13 protein-coding genes are annotated in these 16,674 nt (G+C 46.0%); 10 read left to right on the top strand and 3 right to left on the bottom strand.

Annotated features, from left to right (window positions below):
- Positions 1 to 66: 66 nt before the first annotated feature.
- Positions 67 to 723 carry a hypothetical protein gene (locus LG211_RS06615; protein ID WP_253020532.1) on the top strand — a complete coding sequence of 219 codons (657 nt, stop codon included), beginning with the start codon at positions 67 to 69 and terminating at the stop codon, positions 721 to 723.
- On the opposite strand, the gene LG211_RS06610 is transcribed toward LG211_RS06615, so the two are convergent.
- Positions 717 to 1,481, bottom strand: a complete 765-nt coding sequence (locus LG211_RS06610) for a DeoR/GlpR family DNA-binding transcription regulator (protein ID WP_269477210.1) — start codon at positions 1,479 to 1,481, stop codon at positions 717 to 719. The two genes, LG211_RS06615 and LG211_RS06610, sit on opposite strands and share 7 nt — an antisense overlap.
- 212 nt (positions 1,482 to 1,693) lie before the next feature.
- Between LG211_RS06610 and LG211_RS06605 the strand changes: the two genes are divergently transcribed.
- Complete coding sequence (locus tag LG211_RS06605; RefSeq protein WP_148397837.1) at positions 1,694 to 2,854, top strand: saccharopine dehydrogenase family protein; 1,161 nt, start codon at positions 1,694 to 1,696, stop codon at positions 2,852 to 2,854.
- A 146-nt stretch (positions 2,855 to 3,000) separates the two neighbouring features.
- On the opposite strand, the gene LG211_RS06600 is transcribed toward LG211_RS06605, so the two are convergent.
- Positions 3,001 to 4,800, bottom strand: coding sequence for a sensor histidine kinase (locus LG211_RS06600; RefSeq protein WP_148397835.1), 1,800 nt, complete (start codon positions 4,798 to 4,800; stop codon positions 3,001 to 3,003).
- Between the two features lie 98 nt (positions 4,801 to 4,898).
- On the opposite strand from LG211_RS06600, the gene LG211_RS06595 reads away from it, so the two are divergent.
- From LG211_RS06595 to LG211_RS06570, 6 genes are all read left to right on the top strand, one after another.
- Complete coding sequence (locus LG211_RS06595; protein ID WP_148397834.1) at positions 4,899 to 6,176, top strand: MFS transporter; 1,278 nt, start codon at positions 4,899 to 4,901, stop codon at positions 6,174 to 6,176.
- Between the two features lie 103 nt (positions 6,177 to 6,279).
- The gene (locus tag LG211_RS06590) at positions 6,280 to 8,232 is read left to right on the top strand and encodes a hydantoinase/oxoprolinase family protein (RefSeq protein ID WP_269477209.1); all 1,953 of its coding nucleotides are present in this window, start codon (positions 6,280 to 6,282) and stop codon (positions 8,230 to 8,232) included.
- Positions 8,233 to 8,695: 463 nt separating this feature from the next.
- Positions 8,696 to 9,340 carry an HAD family hydrolase gene (locus tag LG211_RS06585; RefSeq protein ID WP_148397828.1) on the top strand — a complete coding sequence of 215 codons (645 nt, stop codon included), beginning with the start codon at positions 8,696 to 8,698 and terminating at the stop codon, positions 9,338 to 9,340.
- 241 nt (positions 9,341 to 9,581) lie between these two features.
- On the top strand, positions 9,582 to 10,427 hold the full coding sequence (locus LG211_RS06580) for an HAD hydrolase-like protein (protein WP_148397826.1): 846 nt from the start codon (positions 9,582 to 9,584) through the stop codon (positions 10,425 to 10,427).
- Between the two features lie 114 nt (positions 10,428 to 10,541).
- Entirely contained in the window at positions 10,542 to 11,876 is a 1,335-nt protein-coding gene (locus tag LG211_RS06575) for an MFS transporter (RefSeq protein ID WP_148397824.1), read from the top strand.
- A gap of 53 nt (positions 11,877 to 11,929) precedes the next feature.
- Positions 11,930 to 13,063 (top strand): 2-aminoethylphosphonate aminotransferase, encoded by a 1,134-nt coding sequence (locus LG211_RS06570; protein WP_148397822.1) that lies wholly within the window; start codon positions 11,930 to 11,932, stop codon positions 13,061 to 13,063.
- Between the two features lie 72 nt (positions 13,064 to 13,135).
- Here the strand turns inward: LG211_RS06570 and LG211_RS06565 are convergent, their stop codons facing one another.
- Positions 13,136 to 13,846: a response regulator transcription factor gene (locus LG211_RS06565; RefSeq protein WP_148397820.1), complete on the bottom strand. Its 711-nt coding sequence runs from the start codon at positions 13,844 to 13,846 to the stop codon at positions 13,136 to 13,138.
- Positions 13,847 to 14,571: 725 nt separating this feature from the next.
- Here LG211_RS06565 and greA point away from each other — a divergent pair.
- Positions 14,572 to 15,048: a transcription elongation factor GreA gene (gene greA / locus LG211_RS06560; RefSeq protein WP_148397818.1), complete on the top strand. Its 477-nt coding sequence runs from the start codon at positions 14,572 to 14,574 to the stop codon at positions 15,046 to 15,048.
- Positions 15,049 to 15,066: 18 nt separating this feature from the next.
- Entirely contained in the window at positions 15,067 to 16,608 is a 1,542-nt protein-coding gene (gene lysS, locus LG211_RS06555) for a lysine--tRNA ligase (RefSeq protein WP_148397816.1), read from the top strand.
- The last annotated feature ends 66 nt before the right edge of the window (positions 16,609 to 16,674 follow it).

Here is a 16,674-nt window from a genome sequence, read left to right as displayed (position 1 = left end):
GTGGGGCCGTGCCTGTGCAAGATGCCGCATCACAGGAGTGGGAAATCAGAGAACAAGGAGAATTATATGACAATGCCAAAAGAGAGGATTTATGACCTGAGAGGACTAAAAATTATTTTTGCAGCCATTACTACTCAGCTGATCATGACAGGAATTGGGGCGTTTCTGGGAGAAATCCTTCTGTTGCAATTTCTGTTTGTTTTGATCTGGCTGGCAATTTATGTTGCAATTTTTATCGGTACAATCGGCATGAGCAGCTGCAATGGATACTTTCAAGAAGCAAAGAAAATGATGATACTGCTGGTGATTCTGGAGATTCTGCAGATTCTCGCAGCGCTGGGCAATATGGCGGCAGCTGAATCCGGCATAATGATGACCCGATCGATCACCCGTATGCAAACGATTTCCGCCATTCTCATGCTCAAGTATGTTTACGATCTGCTCCAGGGCTGCCAAATGATTGGCCATGCTGAACAAGATTATGATCTGAGTGACCGCTGCCGCAGAGCATGGCCGCTGTACCTGACCTGCATCATTGCTTCGGTAGTAATAAGCTTTATCCTTATGGCATTTCCACAAATTCTTGTAAAAAACCTATTTCTCTTTCTGGGAACGCTGACGGCGGAGATAATATTGGGAATGCTAGCCGATGTATTTATTCTGAGAGCGATCCACAAGACTTATTGCTTGTATGAGGGAAAGGCGCAGCATGGCTTTTACTGATCAGCCAGCACCAGTTTTACATTGGCATCTTCAAAACGTGTGATCAGCTCAGGATTGAGCCTGGCGCCGGTAATGACCAGGTCTACGGCGCTGATCGGACAGACGTGGGCCAGCACGTTATGTCCAAACTTGCTGTTATCTGCTACCAGAATCGTTTCCTGAGACTGTTCAACAACCTTTTTTCTTACCAGCGCTTCCTCAATATTATAGTCAGAGAGCCCCCTTTCCAAGGTGACGCCTCCTGCACTGATAATCGCTTTGCCTATATGAAAGTTTTCCAGCTCAAACATAGACACTGCCCCTGAGATGGAACCTTCTCCATGGCGGATTTTTCCTCCCACCACATAGATTTCAAAGTCCGTATCCATCAATTCATTGACAACATGAATGGAGTTAGTGATGATCATCAGGTTCTTTTTGCTTCTGAGCGCTTTCGCTACCTGCAAAGTGGTCGTGCCCACTTCGATCAAGACGGAATCACCGTCACTGATGAACTCGGCGCATTTTTTTCCGATGGCGGTTTTTTCCGATAGATTTCGCGTCATTCTGTCCGAGGTGGCAGGCTCTTTGTCCTCTTTTTTCATCAGGGTGGCCCCGCCGTAAATCTTTTTTATAATCCCCTCTCTTTCCAAATGATTAAGATCCCTTCTGGCCGTTTCAATAGAAATATCAAAGCGTTTCATCATTTGATCGACCTTGATAATTTCATGTTCTTGCAGAAATTGGATTAATTGACTGTAGCGTTCCTGAGGCAGCATAGCGTTATCCTCCTTCGAAAGTTGGTTCCGATTAAACAGAACCTTTTAAATGTATGATTATTATAGCATAAATGACCTAATTTTGACAATATTTTTACCAACTTAATAAAAATTTGTAAAAAACTATTTACAAACTGATAATAATATGGTAACTTATACTCAAGAGTTGGTAATAAAGTAGTCAATTGAAAGGTTTGTCAGGAGGTACAGGTATGAAGGTATTTTGTTTAGGCGGAGCGGGGAGAATTTGCAGAGAGTCAACTTTAGATTTGGTGCAGTTTTCCGATTTCGAGCAGATTACAGTTGGTGACTATGACGAGAAGGCCGGTAAGGAAGTTGTCAAATGGCTCGATGATCCGAGAGTGGATTTTGTAAAAGTGGATGTCAATGACCATGATGCTACAGTAAAACAAATGAAAGGCTATGACATAGTAATGGATGGAACCACCATTGCCCTCAATGGAAAAACGACGGCGTGTATTGCAGAGGCGGGCTGCCATGGAGTTAACCTCAATGGATTCGGCGAAGAAAATCAATACGCAGAGATCTTTAAGAAGAATGGGAGAGCTTGTGTTCCAGGGTTTGGCATGACGCCGGGCACCACCCAGATGATGGCCATGTACGGCGCCAACCAGCTGGACACGGTGGAAATTGTCCGCGTCAGTCACGGGGCTTATCGTCCGTTCGCCTTTTCCAAGGCCATAACGGCTACAACAACTTATGAATACGACCCCAATCTGCCGACCAGGACCGTCTTTGAGGATGGAAAATTCATTCAGGTGCCTCCTTTTGCAAGACCAAGGGACATCGCGCTTCCGGAGCCATATGGAACTCATCCCCAGTACATTATTCCCCATTCGGAAACCGTGACACTGGCCGAAGCGTTGAAAGATAAAGGCGTCAGGCTGATTGAGACAAGAGGTACCTGGCCGCAGAAGAATATGCAGCTGGTCCGGGCTCTCTATGATTGGGGTATTTTGCGCAATGACCCGATCACCATCAACGGCAAAGAGATCGGTGTTATGGACTGCGTGGCGGAATATCTGCTCAACAGCAAAGAAGGGACGGAGACAGAGCTATACGGGTATGCACTACATATCGAAGTAGTGGGCACGAAAAACGGCAAAAAAGTGCAGCATATCCTGACGCATACCCATCCCAAATCCGACGGCTCTGTGCCGGGCTGGGAAAAGTTGAGAGCTTATACCAGGAACGTGGGAATCCCCATGTCTGTGGCTGTTCAGCTGATCGCAAAAGGAAAAGTCAAGGATACCGGGCTTTTGATTCCGGAGTATGCCTTTGATCCAAAGGACGTATTCGACGAATTGGAAAAGCGGGAAATATACATTCACGAAGAAATCAACGAGCTTTAAAGAAAGAAGGATAATCCCATATAAAGAAGGCCGCCCGGGAAAGCGTAATCGCTGCCTGGGCGGCCTTTTGCCAGCTTGGAGCCTTGGGCCACAGGAAGCCGCACCCGCCTTGGACTCTGACTTTGGTGCGCCCATTAACAAGCAAGCTAAATATAATAAGGAATAACAAAGAAAATTTCCGCGCCCCCGTACTGGTTATTCTTTGCTCCCATTCGTCCCGAGTGCTGAATTACGATTTCCTTAGATATGAACAATCCCAGGCCGGAATTGGAAGGGCCGGAAGCGAATCCCTGAATATTTTCCGGATGGCGGTTGGCGCCCGAAGCGATCCTGCGTCCGCCGCTGAAATTGCGCTCAAAGACTCTGGCCAAATCTTTTTCCGGGATGCCGTCTCCTCGATCGCTTACAGTAAAGACAACTTCACCTTCTGGAATTGTACAATCATCATCATCGGGAACGCTATGAAGCAGGTCCTCGTTGAGATAAGTACGGCATGACACTTGGATTTCTTTTCCAATCGGCGTGTGGCGGATAGAATTGCTGATCAGATTGGATACCACCTGCTGAATCCGGTAGGGATCAATAATGAGAATAGCATCAGAGGAAACAGCGGATTCGATAATCGCTTTACGGCCTGATTGGGATATTTGGAACTCACATTGGTTCAATAGCTCATCGAAGACTTCTTTTGCAGATTGTTCATAAAATCGGTATTCCAGGCTCTGAGAAGTAAAATCGGAACTCTGTGCCAAATCATCCACTAAGGTCGTCAGCATCATGGCTTTGGAATTAATCATTTTCAAATAAGTATCCGTGGATTCCACGGGCACCACCTTGTCCAGCAGACTTTCCGTGTAACCCTGGATTAAAGTCACCGGAGTTTTAATTTCATGGGAGATATCTTCTAAAAATTCTTTTTTCGCTTTTTGAGCTGCCTTGAGATTTTCCTCCATTTTTTTTCGCTCTGTAATGTCACGCAAAATTCCTTCAATGGCAGATACAGTGCCGGTATTATCGCGGATTGGGAGATAGTGTATTTCCGTCCATTTTTTAATAATCCCGTTTTTATAAAGACATAGGACACCCTTTCCAGGCTTTGCAATTGGTCTGGAAAATATTCCCACAACATCCTTGGATTTTTTTACCGTGTTGACATAATCAAAAAATCGGTCCGGCATTTCATACAGCTGCTTATCGGTAACGCCGATCAGTTCGGATATGGCGGGGCTGACATATTCAAATTCCTGCTTTTTATAATCATATAGGAACATGGAATCCGAAGAATTTTCCACAAGAAGACGAAAACGAGAAGCCTGCCGCGTGTCGAGAAAGCGGGTTTTTTTAAAGTAAATAATGATCAGGAATAAAATCAGCACGTTAACTGTGAATAAACCGATAAAATACGTGGAGATTGCAAGGGCTGTGTGTTTTAGAGTGAATCCGAAATGATTGATAAAAATTCCCCAGACGATAATAAAAAAGCTGGCCAGTATCTTTTCCGGCAGATTTTGTGTCCAGGAGTAGGAAATAAACATGCAGCCGGAAATGATCAGCATCCCGGAACAGTAAATGATATTGGGGATAATTACCAGGGTTTGCAGGAACGCAGAAGCCGGATACAGCAGAATCAGGAGCGCAGACAGCAGAGTGGTCCAAAGAAGGCCCTTCCATGGTTTTCGCTGGAAGAAATGATGGGTGCCCAGAATAAACAGATGGGAGCCGGCCAGCGCTGCCATCTGCCGAAGCATAATATAATAGATGGCGAACGCTTGAAGCTGGAGATTTAAAAAATCCACCAAAAACATTGCGGAATAGATCAGCCAGGAAATTCCCCAAAGACGCATGTAAGTTTTGCCGCTCTGGTGGGATAAAATCAAAAATATAATACTCAATACCAATGTGGTTGCAGTGGCGGACAGCATCGAATAGCTGGGAATTAAATACATGAGATGTACTCCTTATCTGAGGAATAAATTTGAATCCTTTACACTTTTATGATAAATTAAAGACAGTAAATTGTAAATAGCGGTTTAAGGAGTCTCCAGTGGATAAAAAATTTAGCCAATGTAAATGGATCAGCCTGCTAACCTTTGCATTGATGTACAATTTGGTATATTTAGGCCGATTCAACGTGAATAATATGCTGGACATCATGTCTCGGGATTTAGATATTACTGCTGTCAGAGAAGAAATGATCGCCATGAGTGTGTTTATCAGCTATGCGCTGGGAAGTTTTATTAATGGATACCTGGCTGACCGCATTGGAGCAAAAAAAGTGATAATTATCGGCGGCGTAATGTCGGTATTTCTCAATATGGCAGTGGCTTTTCAAAACAATTGGGCGGCTGTACTGATGATCTGGCTGGCCAACGGATATTTTCAAAGTATGATTTGGGTCGGGGGGATCGCGCTGCTGGCAAATTGGTGGACACAAGGAGAACGGGGCAAAGGCATCGGCATCGCCAATTTCTTTTCTGGAATGTCCCATGCTACAGCTTATTTGATTCCGGCTGCGCTGATGGCTGCCTGGCCGGACATGGATTGGCGGGTAAATTTCATCCTGCCGATGCTCATTCTGCTGGCATTTCTCTATCTTTTCGGTGTGGCGGCTGTGGAAAAACCTGAAGAGAGGGGACTCCTGGACTATGAGATAAAAAATCACAGGCATCAGGCTAGAGAGCAGGCTTTGCTGCGAATTTCCAATAGAAAACAAGGACCATGGCGATATTTTTTCAGTCAGAAGAAATTTTGGTGGTGGTGCGGGATCGCGATGCTGTCTAGTATCTGTAGATATGGGCTGCTTAACTGGATTCCGCTTTATTATGAAGAGGAGCGAGGAGGACAGATTCTCAGCAGTACCTTTTCAAATCTAACGCTGCCCATTGGTATGGCCTTTGGAACATTGATTATCACTTGGATCGCAGGGACGAAACTTTTTAATAATAAAGGTATTATTGTTACTGCCATGGCAGCGGTCTGCGGAACTTTAGTGGTGATTTTTCCCATGATTGAGGATACCAGGGCTGTTTTGGTAGGTATCTTTTTTACGGGGTTTGCGCTCTATGGGATCAATGGTATCCTATGGCTTCACGCTATTGATCAGGGCTGCCGAGTTTTTCCAGGAAGCGCGGCCGGAATCCTGAATGGATTTGCTTATTTGGGAGCATGTGCAGAGGGCGTTTTATTCCCAGCTGTCATGGGCTTTTTTGACGACAAAATGGCGGTGTTTGTTATAATGGAAGGCTTGTGCATCGGTATGGTCATATGCGGGATGGTCGTCAGCAAGAAAAACACGGTGGTCATACCGGAAGTGCGGGAATAGAGAACAAAAGTATAAGATTATTTAAAGAATTCTGATTTTATATTGAAAAATAGACATAACCGGATTAACATAAACCCATCAAAGATCATGGAAGGAGCCGATTATGTCTTTTATATTGGGAATGGATACGGGTGGAACCTATACCGACGGAGTCATCGTAAATTCTTCGGAGCGTAAAATTGTCTGCAAGGCAAAAGCGCTGACCACAAAAGAAGATTTAACCATTGGCATTAAAAACTGCATCGACAATCTGGATTTTGACAAAATGGAAGACATTAGTCTGGTGTCTCTTTCGACGACGCTGGCTACCAATGCCATTGTGGAAGGACGGGGCGCTTCTGTGGGATTGATTTACATGGGAACGGAACTGGATGAAGACGTTCCTGCGGAAATCGCAGTCAAAGTGAAAGGCAGATTCGATATTATGGGCCGCCTGCAGGAAGACCCGGACCCCAAGGAGGTACGGGAAGCCTTGTCAAAAATGAAAGGCCGTGTGGACGCCTTGGCTGTATCCGGGTATGCCAGCGTGCGCAACCCGAAGCACGAAAAGGAAATAAAACGGATTGCAGACGAGGTTTTGGGCGTTCCGGTTGTCTGCGCTCATCAGCTGACATCGGCGCTGGGATTTTATCACAGGACCATAACCGCTGTACTCAACGGCAGATTGATTCCCATCATCGATGGACTTCTTAAATCCACAAAAAAGGTACTGCATGAAAAGAACATTTATGCAGCGATTATGATCGTAAAAGGCGACGGCACCTTGATGACCGAAGCCATGGCAAAGGAACGGCCCATCGATACGATTCTCTCAGGCCCGGCAGCCAGCGTGATCGGGGGACTGGCACTCACAGGGAAACGAGATGGCCTTGTTCTGGATATGGGCGGAACCACGACTGATATCGCCAACGTATCGGAAGGTTCGGTAAAAATAAAGAAGGAAGGCGCCAGAGTAGGCGGCTGGCGGACGAGAGTTAAGGCTGTAGAAATTTCAACCTTCGGTCTGGGCGGCGACAGCCGGATTTATCTGGACAAAAAGGGAAATGTTCAGATCGGACCGCAGAAAGTATGGCCGCTGTGTGTGATCGGCATGGAGTATCCGCAGCTGGTACATGAGCTGCAAAGTTTCAAACGGGTCGGCGAATTAAAAACCTATTCCCAGCAGGAAGCCGATTGTTTTATGTATGTAGGCGGACAGCTGGCGAAGGATGCGCCGGCTCATGAAAAAAAGATCTTGGAAAAGCTTCAGGGCGGGCCTCATAGCCTGACGTATTTGGCGAGGGCCATTGGGGAGGACCCTGAAACGATAGATTTAACTCCATTGGTTGAATCCGGGATCCTGGCGAGAATATCTGTTACACCAACGGATATTCTCCACGTCCAGGGCAAGTACAACCAATGGAACCGGGACTTGTCCCAGGCGGGTGTGGAAATTTTGGCCAGAAGAAAAGAAATGCCAGTAGGCAAATTCGTAAAGATGGTCGAAAACGCAATCCACACCAAACTAGCCATGACCTGTATCCAGAGCGCTGCTGATTTTGAGGGAGAGGATTTTACCTTTACTGAAAGTCCGGAAGCTATGTTCCTGATTGAAGCGGCACTGCGCAAAGACCGGGGTGTTCTGTTAAGTCCCAGGTTTCACCTTAGCAAGCCGATCGTAGCGATCGGGGCTCCGGCATGCGCATGGACCTATGATGCCGGCAAGCTGTTAAATGCAAAGGTGATTGTTCCGCAAGATGCGGATGTGGCAAATGCATACGGGGCGGCGGTGGGAAAAGTAACTGCTACTGTGGAGCTTTTGATCAGCCTGGACGAAGATCAGTATATCCTCAATACCCCATGGGAGCGTTTCATATATGGAAGCAAAGACGAAGCCATGTTCTATGCCATACATGAAGGCCGCAAATATATCGAGCATCAGCTAATGGATGCCGGCTGTAATACTTGGTCCATTGAAGAAAAACCGTCGGATATCATGGTTGAAACCAAGGAGAATGAACCCAAGGTCTACATGGGGACAAAAATGGTCATCACTGGAGCAGGTTCCGCGTTTTAAAAAGATCCTAATTATTAATGCAGCTAAACTCAATAATTTGCCCCTTTTCACAATACTGGTCATCGGAATGTCAGTCCGAGGACACCCTTTTATCAGAGCAAAAGCCGCCGCTTTTTGGGCGGTTTTTGCTTTGATGAATGCGCTTATATTTGCGGGCGACTCCGGTCGGATTGCCAAAATCGGAGTGCTCCTTGGCAGAGTGTCAAAAGTCAACTCGAAATAAGCGGAAAACTATCAAAATCCGCCCTGAAAAAAGTTTTATCTGATAGCCGGCATCGCTGCCGGTCCGCCGAAACCTGCCTCACCCAACCAGTCCGTCCAAATCTGGTCCGCCAAGGCAGCCCGCCAAAGCCCGCTCCCACCCGCCTCAAGAAGAAGCTCCCGTCCTATCGCTCAAACTTGCTGCATCGCGATATGCAGGCTATAATAAAGGCATCTACTAAGAAAAAAGGAGACTCCACCGATGAAACGTTTTAAAGGCGCCATTTTTGACATGGACGGCACGCTGACCGACTCCATGTATATTTGGGATACAACTGGCATTACCTACTTAAAGCAGCAGGGAAAGGTCCCCAAGCCCGATCTCAAGAAGCGGCTTCGGCCTCTCAGCCTGGTACAGGCGGCGGAATTGTTTCAAGAAGAATACGGCATAACCCAACAGATCGATGAAATACTCCAAGGCTTTAACAGGATCGTAGAGGAGGAATATCGAACAAACGTAACCTTAAAACCCGGAGTTAGAGATTTACTGAAGCGGTTGAAGGAGGAGGAACTTGTCCTATCTGTGGCCAGTTCGTCGCCCCGCGATATTGTGACTATGGTTTTAGACCGGCTGAGCGTTTCCGGCTACTTTTCCCATGTTGTTACCTGCGGCGATGTGGGCCGTGGCAAAGATCACCCTCTGGTGTACGATCGAGCCGCGGAGCTGATGGGGACCAGCAGGGACAGTACCGTTATTTTTGAGGACGCGCTGCATGCTGTAAAGACTGCTGCCGCTGCCGGGTATTATGTAGTAGGTGTTTATGATCAAAGTGAAGGTATTAATGAAGACCAAATTAAGGCATTATGCAGCCGATATGTAAAAACCTTGGATGGATTTAGGTTGTAGGGATTATGCCGGAAAAGACGCTTGAACGCTTCAGGAAGCGAGGAAACTTGCCCCTTGGAGCGTTTTTCTTTGTAAGCAAATAATTTCAGACTATTCACTCTTTAACGAATCTTTAGAATTCCTTATACAAAGCTAAAGGTTATCTTGATGGGGACTTTAAACGGGTCGGTTATAGTATAGACATAAACAAAAACAAAGTTAATGAAATGGAAATCACCATTATTTTAAAGGAGGAACAAACATGTATAACAGACGTTACACAGGAAAGATCGAATTAGCCGTACTGGACACAGCAGGAACATTTTGCGATGGCCCTGGAGACCTGAGAAACAGATGGGCACTGGATGACCTGAGAGGATGTAAAGCACCGGTTGTACCTTTCTACGAAGCATTACAGCAGTTCGGCATCGAATGTGACTGGGCTACAATCAGAAAGCCGATGGGTAACTTCAAACCAACTCACCTGAGAATGCTGCTGAGCCTGCCGGAAGTTTCCGCACAGTGGGAAGAAAAATACGGACGTCCTTGGAACGAAGATGACTTTGATAACGTACTTGCAGCGTTCCGTCCACTGATGAGCAAATACATTGTTGACGAAGATTTAGCAAAACCAATCCCAGGAGCTGTTGAATGTATCGACAAACTGCGTGAAGCTGGAATCCTGATCGGTTGTGATACCGGATACTATCAGGAAGACTCCATCGCACTGAACAAGATGCTGGAAGAAAAATTCGGCATGAAGTTTGACGTAGTAACCAACGCTGAAAAGGTTCCGGGCAGACCGGCTCCGTTCATGGTATATGACTGCATGCTGCAGGCTTATGAGATCACGAAGAAGGCTATTCCTTGCGAAGCAGTAGTAAAAATTGATGATACGGCAGCTGGTATGAAATGCGGTAACAACGCAGGCGCATGGACCATTGGTCTTTATGCATCCGGCTCAAATACATATGACGAGTTAGCGGCTTCAAAGCCTGACTTCCTCGTACCGCACGTAGGATATGTTCCAGAAATCATCTTCGGACAGATCGAACCGAGACTTAGAAGAGGCGAAAGACCGGGACAGGGCATCATCGAGACAATTTAAGTTTAGCTTACCAACGAGGCACTCCCGCACTCCAGTCGCATGAGGGAGTGCCTCGCTTTCATGTAAAGTGGAATTATTGATTGATTTTTAAGGTAGAAAGTAGGAGGATTGCTAATGGAAAACAAAGAGAAAAAAGTTGTGGATACATTAGGCTATACTCCGGAAGAGTATAAACTTTTTAATAAAAATTCTTGGATCGTGTTATTGGCCTTCTCAGTTTTGTACTGTATCCTCTACTGCGGCCGGCAGAACCTCTCGTATGTAATGCCTGCGATGATAGAGGAAGAGGGCTGGACAAAGTTGGATTTGGGGATTTTATCGTCAGTACTGTTCTGGACCTATGGTATCGGACATTTATTTAATGGAAGACTTGGAGAAATTTTCGGTGTAAACAGATTCATTGTTGTCGGGATGTTTATGTCCGCTGCGGCCAATTTGCTGATTGGATTCCAATCCAGCCTTGTGATCATCGCTATTCTCTGGGGTATAAATGGATACGCCCAGTCTATGCTGTGGTCGCCTGGAATGGCGCTTCTTTCCAAATGGTGGCCCGGCAACAAGCGCGGGTTTGCCACAGGATTTGCAAACGCATTTTCCGGATTCGGGCAAGTACTGGCCGCTCTTACCGTATCCCTTGCATTTATCATCATGCCGGGGTTCGGATGGAAAGCCGGATTCATTCTGCCGGTGGTATTCATGGTAATTGCCGGCATCGCTTACAAATTCATTTGTAAAGATAGCCCATCTAAGATTGGGCTGAAAGAATATGTGGACAGCAATGCCAAGAGGAACCAGCAGGATGAGGAATTAATGCAATTGGTTAAGGAAAAAGGCAAACTTTATCCTTATGCTCATCTTTTCAAGATGTGGAGATTCGATTGCTGGCTGCTGATTATAGCTGGGGCCAGCATAGCAAGATATGGCCTTTTGAACTGGGTTCCTACATATTATGTAGAAAATTTCGGCGTGGACATTGAAGACGGCGCATTAGGTACCGTTCTGCTGCCGCTGGGAATGGCTTTTGGAACATTTGTTATTCCATGGCTGTCAGATAAATTTTTCTCTGACAATAGGCTTCCTATGGTAATTATCTGTGCAGCAGTTTCAGGCGCAACCGTATTCTTTTTCAGAACTGTTGAACCAGGTGTTCTGGCAGGCGCACTGCTGTTCATCGCAGGATTTTTCATCTATGCGATTAATGGTCTGGTTTGGGCCTATGCTACAGACGTAGGCGGAAGAGCCTTTGCTGGAACCGCAGCAGGTATACTGGACTGTTTTGCATATCTGGGGGCGTCTGTTCAGGCAATTTACTTTGGAAGTATGCTCACAAGCAGCGGCAACTGGAATTTGGTATTCACAGCTATCGCCGGCGTATGCATCGCGATCATCGTAATTTCCATCGCTGCCGGATGGGGCCTGAATAAAAAGAATACAGAAAAAACAGTATAATCATCGTTAAGGTAACTGGTTTGTTAGAACTTAAGTATAAAGGAGGAAGAAAAATGGATTATCCAAAAGTAAAAAGAAATGTACTGTTGAACCCTGGTCCTGCTACGACAACTGATACGGTCAAGTATGCACAGGTAGTTCCTGATATCTGCCCTAGGGAAAAAGAATTCGGTCAGATCATGAAGGAAATGGGTGAAGACCTGGTTAAAATTGTTCATGGTGATCTGAATAAATACACTGCCGTATTATTTACAGGTTCCGGAACTATCAACATCGACGCTTGCGTCAGCTCCTTGGTTCCTGCAGGGAAAAAGATTTTAATCCTCAACAACGGCGCATACTCTGCAAGAGGCGCGGAAGTTGCCCAATACTATCATATGGACCATATCAACCTGAAGCTTCCGATCACAGAACCCATCGACGTGGCAAAAGCGGAAGAAGCCATCAAAGCTGATCCGGACATCGCAGTTGTATACTGCTGTCACCACGAGACAGGTACCGGTATCCTGAATCCAATTCGGGAAATCGGCGCTGTAGCCCATAAATATGATAAGACCATGGTCGTTGATACCACTTCTACTTACGCAATGATACCGATCGACATGGATAAAGACAATCTGGACTTTATCATGGCATCCGCTCAGAAGGGCCTCATGTCCATGACAGGTTTGTCCTATGTAATCGGAAATACGGCGAAATTGGAAGAGTCAAAAGACTATCCGACCAGATCCTACTACACCAATTTGTATATGCAGTATGACTTCATCAAAAATAAGGGCGAAATGCACTTCACACCTCCGGTACAGACCATCTATGCGACCCGGCAGGCGATCAAGGAATACTGGGAAGTTGGCGAACAGGCCAAGTGGGAAAGACATCAGTCCTTATGGGAAGCAATTTATAAGGGCCTCGACAGATTGGGATTCCAGACGATCATTCCAAGAGAGATGCAGTCCAAACTGGTCGTATCCGTACTGTATCCAAACGACCCGAACTTTGACTTCACCACGATCCATGACTATGTATATGAGAGAGGGTTCACGATTTATCCGGGCAAGGTTTCCGACCTGCCGACATTCAGACTGTGTGCACTGGGCACCATCGTACCAAAGGATGTTGACGATTTCTTCGTTTGCCTCGAAGAAGGGCTCAAATCAATGGGCGTACAGGTTCCTGTGAAATATTAAAGACATTTTTAAAACACTCACAAAGAGGGCTGCCTGCGGGCAGCTTTCTTTGTGACTTTTCGATCGTAGACATCATTGAGATACCAATTTATACCCGACTCCCCGAACCGTTAAAATATATTGAGGTTTCTCCGGATTGGGCTCAATTTTTTTTCGAAGATTGCTGATATGTACCATGACTGTACGGACATCGTCGTCAATTCCATAGGTGTCCCAGAGATTGTCAAAAATCTGTCTGCCAGTAAAGACACGGTTGGGATATTTGGATAAGAGCACTAGGAGCTCGAATTCCTTGGCTGTCAGATGAACTGGCGTACCGTCCACCGTTACCGTATGAGCGGACAAATCGATCTCCAGACGGCCTACGGAAAGAATGTTCCGCTGCTCCTCAGATATGCCGCCGGAGGAATTACTTAAATGTCTTCTTCGTAAATGGGCCTTGACACGCGCCACCAGCTCGGTTGGGCTGAACGGCTTGGTGATGTAATCGTCTCCGCCTATGGACAGCCCCAGAACTTTGTCCATATCCTGGCCTTTGCAGCTGACGAAGAGGATCGGTACATCGCTGTATTCGCGGATTTTCCCGCACAATTCAATCCCGGAAAGCCCGGGCATCACCACATCCAGCAAAATCAAATCCGGATTTTGTTCCTGAGCCATCGCAGCCGCTTTCGTGCTGTCTGTCGTCCAGATCACATCGTAGCCTTCTCTTGAAAGATACAGCTTCATTAGCTGAATAATTTCCATTTCATTATCCACAACCATAATTTTGTCTTGTGACATTGAAGACCTCCCTTTTGGTGCTGTAGATGCTTTATGCTTTTTTATTCTACCTTAAAATGAGTTGTGTTACAAGAACCTAGATTGGAAAAAACTAGGGCATAAAAGCACATGTTTTGTAGAATGGTGAAATTGCGGTCAAATTGTATGCTATTCTGACCATCGGATAGACAAGGTCGGTTTAAAAAGAAAGTGAGTTTACATTACAGAAGTTTACCGGGATGCGAAGCGGCTGCGGCTTGAAGAGAGGATGTGGAGACCCTGTGGGGAGCTTTGGGAAAAAAGTAAAAAAAGATTTCAATATTTACGCAGGTTTCAACGGCCAGGCGCTTTCAGATTCGCCTTGAGGCTGTGCAGGCCGCAAGTTGCCCAGATCAGACCTCGCAAACCCACAACTTTGCGTAAAAAATAAAACCTTTCAATAAAATTTTCCCGATTTGAGACAATGCGCCCTAAGCGGGTCTGATTACATTGGACGGCTTTCCCTGTTGCCAGAACTGTCTCAGCCAACCGGCCACAATAACCTTAAGAGAAACATCTTTCTCAACCATATTTTCCCTGAAAAAAGCGCCCGCCAATTTGATCTGAATCGAACAAATTATCGAATAAAGAAGAATTAGAAGAGATGGTCCTGTATGAGCGCGGTAAAGTCCCCTCAAATCATTGACATTTTAAGCTCTGCGCATTATAATATTACGATATGACATGGGTCGAAAGGAGATTAACGAATGACAGAAGAAATACTGTTAACCAAAGAAGGATACGATAAAATCGTAAGGGAGCATGAGGAGCTTGTCGCAGTAAAAAGAGCGGAAGTGGCAGAAAAACTCAAAGATGCCATTGCACAAGGGGATATATCCGAAAATGCGGACTATGATGCTGCTAAGAACGAACAGGCTGAGCTGGAGGAGAAGATCAACAAGCTGGAGAATATGATTCGAAAAGCAAAGATCATCGATGACAGTGAACTCGCTGGAGACCAGGTGACCGTAGGGCTGACTGTAAAAGTACAGGATTTAGATACAAAAGAAGAAGAGATGTTTACCATAGTAGGCTCAACAGAGGCAGACCCGTTTGAAGGAAAGATCTCCAATGAATCCCTGGTGGGCAGGGCACTGCTGGGCAACAAGGCTGGACAGGAAGTAACAGTCGAAGTTCCGGATGGAATCATTACGTATAAAATATTAGACATCATAAAAAAATAAAGTTAGAGGTAGTACAAAATGAGCGAACAAAAGAAAACGCAGAATGTGAATCCGGAAACAGAGGAACTGACTGAAGAAGGATTAAACGAGCAGAGGAAAATACGAAGGGATAAGCTGAAAAATCTGCAGGAAGCAGGCAGAAATCCGTTTTTGGTGGAAAAATGGGATGTGAATGCTTACAGTCAGGATATTAAGGACAGCTTTGAACAAATGGACGGAAAAGAAGTATCCATTGCCGGAAGAATGATGGCCAAGAGAGGCATGGGCAAAGCTTCTTTCATCGATATTCAGGACTATAAAGGCCGGATCCAGTGCCACGTGAAAAAGGACATCCTGGGGGATGAAGAATATAAATGGTTTAAAACTTCCGATATCGGAGATATTTACGGGATCGTGGGAAAAGTATTCAAAACCCAGAGGGGCGAGATCACCATCGAGGTATCCAGCATGGTGCTGCTCTCCAAATCCCTGCAGGTACTGCCCAACAAATGGCATGGTCTGAAAGATACGGACATTCGCTACAGACAGCGCTATGTGGATCTGATCATGAACCAGGACGTAAAGGAAATGTTCATTAAGCGTGCTGCGATCATCAAGGAGATCAAGCGGGTATTGGAAGAAGATTACGGATATCTGGAAGTGGATACTCCGATCCTCACCACCATTGCCGGCGGCGCCAATGCGCGTCCCTTTGAGACCCACCACAATACGCTGGATCTGGATATGAAAATGCGTATTTCCAACGAACTCTACCTCAAAAGATTGGTAGTAGGCGGCCTGGACCGGGTTTATGAAATGGGCAAGATGTTCAGAAATGAAGGCATGGATAGAAACCATAACCCGGAATTCACATCCATGGAATGTTACATGGCCTACGGCAACATGGAAACAACGATGGAAGTGACAGAGCAGGTTGTATCTAAGGCTGCGCTGAAGGCCACCGGAAGCATGGTTATCAATTATCAGGGAAAATCCTTTGACCTGACTCCGCCATGGAGAAGGCTGAAGATGAGCGATGCGATCAAAGAGATCACCGGCGTGGACTTTGATCAGATCACCACAGATGAAGAAGCCAGAAAAGCGGCGATCGGCCAGGGCATGGATAAAGATGAAGTCAAGGATATGACCAGAGGAAAGATTCTTGCGGAAATGTTCGAGGAATATTGTGAAGACGTTCCGGGATATCTGGACGGTCCGGTATTCGTCACCGGCCATCCGGTGGAAATTTCGCCTCTCTCCAAGAGGGACCCGGAAGACCCGAGAATTACCAGAAGGTTTGAAGCCTATATCAATGGCTGGGAGATCGCCAACGCGTTCTCGGAGCTCAACGACCCCATCGACCAGTATGAGCGATTTAAAGAGCAGCAGGCACAGCTGGACGACGGCACGGACGATGAAGCCCATCCAATGGATGAAGACTTTGTAAATGCATTGGAAGTAGGACTGCCGCCGACAGGAGGGCTGGGTATCGGTATCGACCGAGTGATCATGCTGATTACTGATGCGCCGAGCATTCGGGATATTATTCTCTTCCCGACAATGAAACCGCTGGAGAAATAGGAAGATACGGCCGGAATCCTTTGGTTTCCGGCTTTTTTCAAATAAAAAATTTGTGATGGCAGGGGA

The sequence above is a fragment of the Hominibacterium faecale genome (assembly GCF_020734085.1).
GTDB lineage: Bacteria > Bacillota > Clostridia > Peptostreptococcales > Anaerovoracaceae > Hominibacterium > Hominibacterium faecale.
Note: the sequence above shows the minus strand (reverse complement) of the source record. Positions and strands in the feature narration are given on the sequence as shown.

Excerpts from the sequence above, each read along its gene's own strand:
- LG211_RS06590 (WP_269477209.1), top strand. The coding sequence starts at position 6,280 with ATGTCTTTTATATTGGGAATGGATACGGGTGGAACCTATACCGACGGA.
- LG211_RS06600 (WP_148397835.1), bottom strand. The coding sequence starts at position 4,800 with ATGTATTTAATTCCCAGCTATTCGATGCTGTCCGCCACTGCAACCACA.
- LG211_RS06565 (WP_148397820.1), bottom strand. The coding sequence starts at position 13,846 with ATGTCACAAGACAAAATTATGGTTGTGGATAATGAAATGGAAATTATT.
- LG211_RS06585 (WP_148397828.1), top strand. The coding sequence starts at position 8,696 with ATGAAACGTTTTAAAGGCGCCATTTTTGACATGGACGGCACGCTGACC.
- lysS (WP_148397816.1), top strand. The coding sequence starts at position 15,067 with ATGAGCGAACAAAAGAAAACGCAGAATGTGAATCCGGAAACAGAGGAA.
- LG211_RS06615 (WP_253020532.1), top strand. The coding sequence starts at position 67 with ATGACAATGCCAAAAGAGAGGATTTATGACCTGAGAGGACTAAAAATT.
- LG211_RS06580 (WP_148397826.1), top strand. The coding sequence starts at position 9,582 with ATGTATAACAGACGTTACACAGGAAAGATCGAATTAGCCGTACTGGAC.
- greA (WP_148397818.1), top strand. The coding sequence starts at position 14,572 with ATGACAGAAGAAATACTGTTAACCAAAGAAGGATACGATAAAATCGTA.
- LG211_RS06610 (WP_269477210.1), bottom strand. The coding sequence starts at position 1,481 with ATGCTGCCTCAGGAACGCTACAGTCAATTAATCCAATTTCTGCAAGAA.
- LG211_RS06570 (WP_148397822.1), top strand. The coding sequence starts at position 11,930 with ATGGATTATCCAAAAGTAAAAAGAAATGTACTGTTGAACCCTGGTCCT.
- LG211_RS06575 (WP_148397824.1), top strand. The coding sequence starts at position 10,542 with ATGGAAAACAAAGAGAAAAAAGTTGTGGATACATTAGGCTATACTCCG.
- LG211_RS06605 (WP_148397837.1), top strand. The coding sequence starts at position 1,694 with ATGAAGGTATTTTGTTTAGGCGGAGCGGGGAGAATTTGCAGAGAGTCA.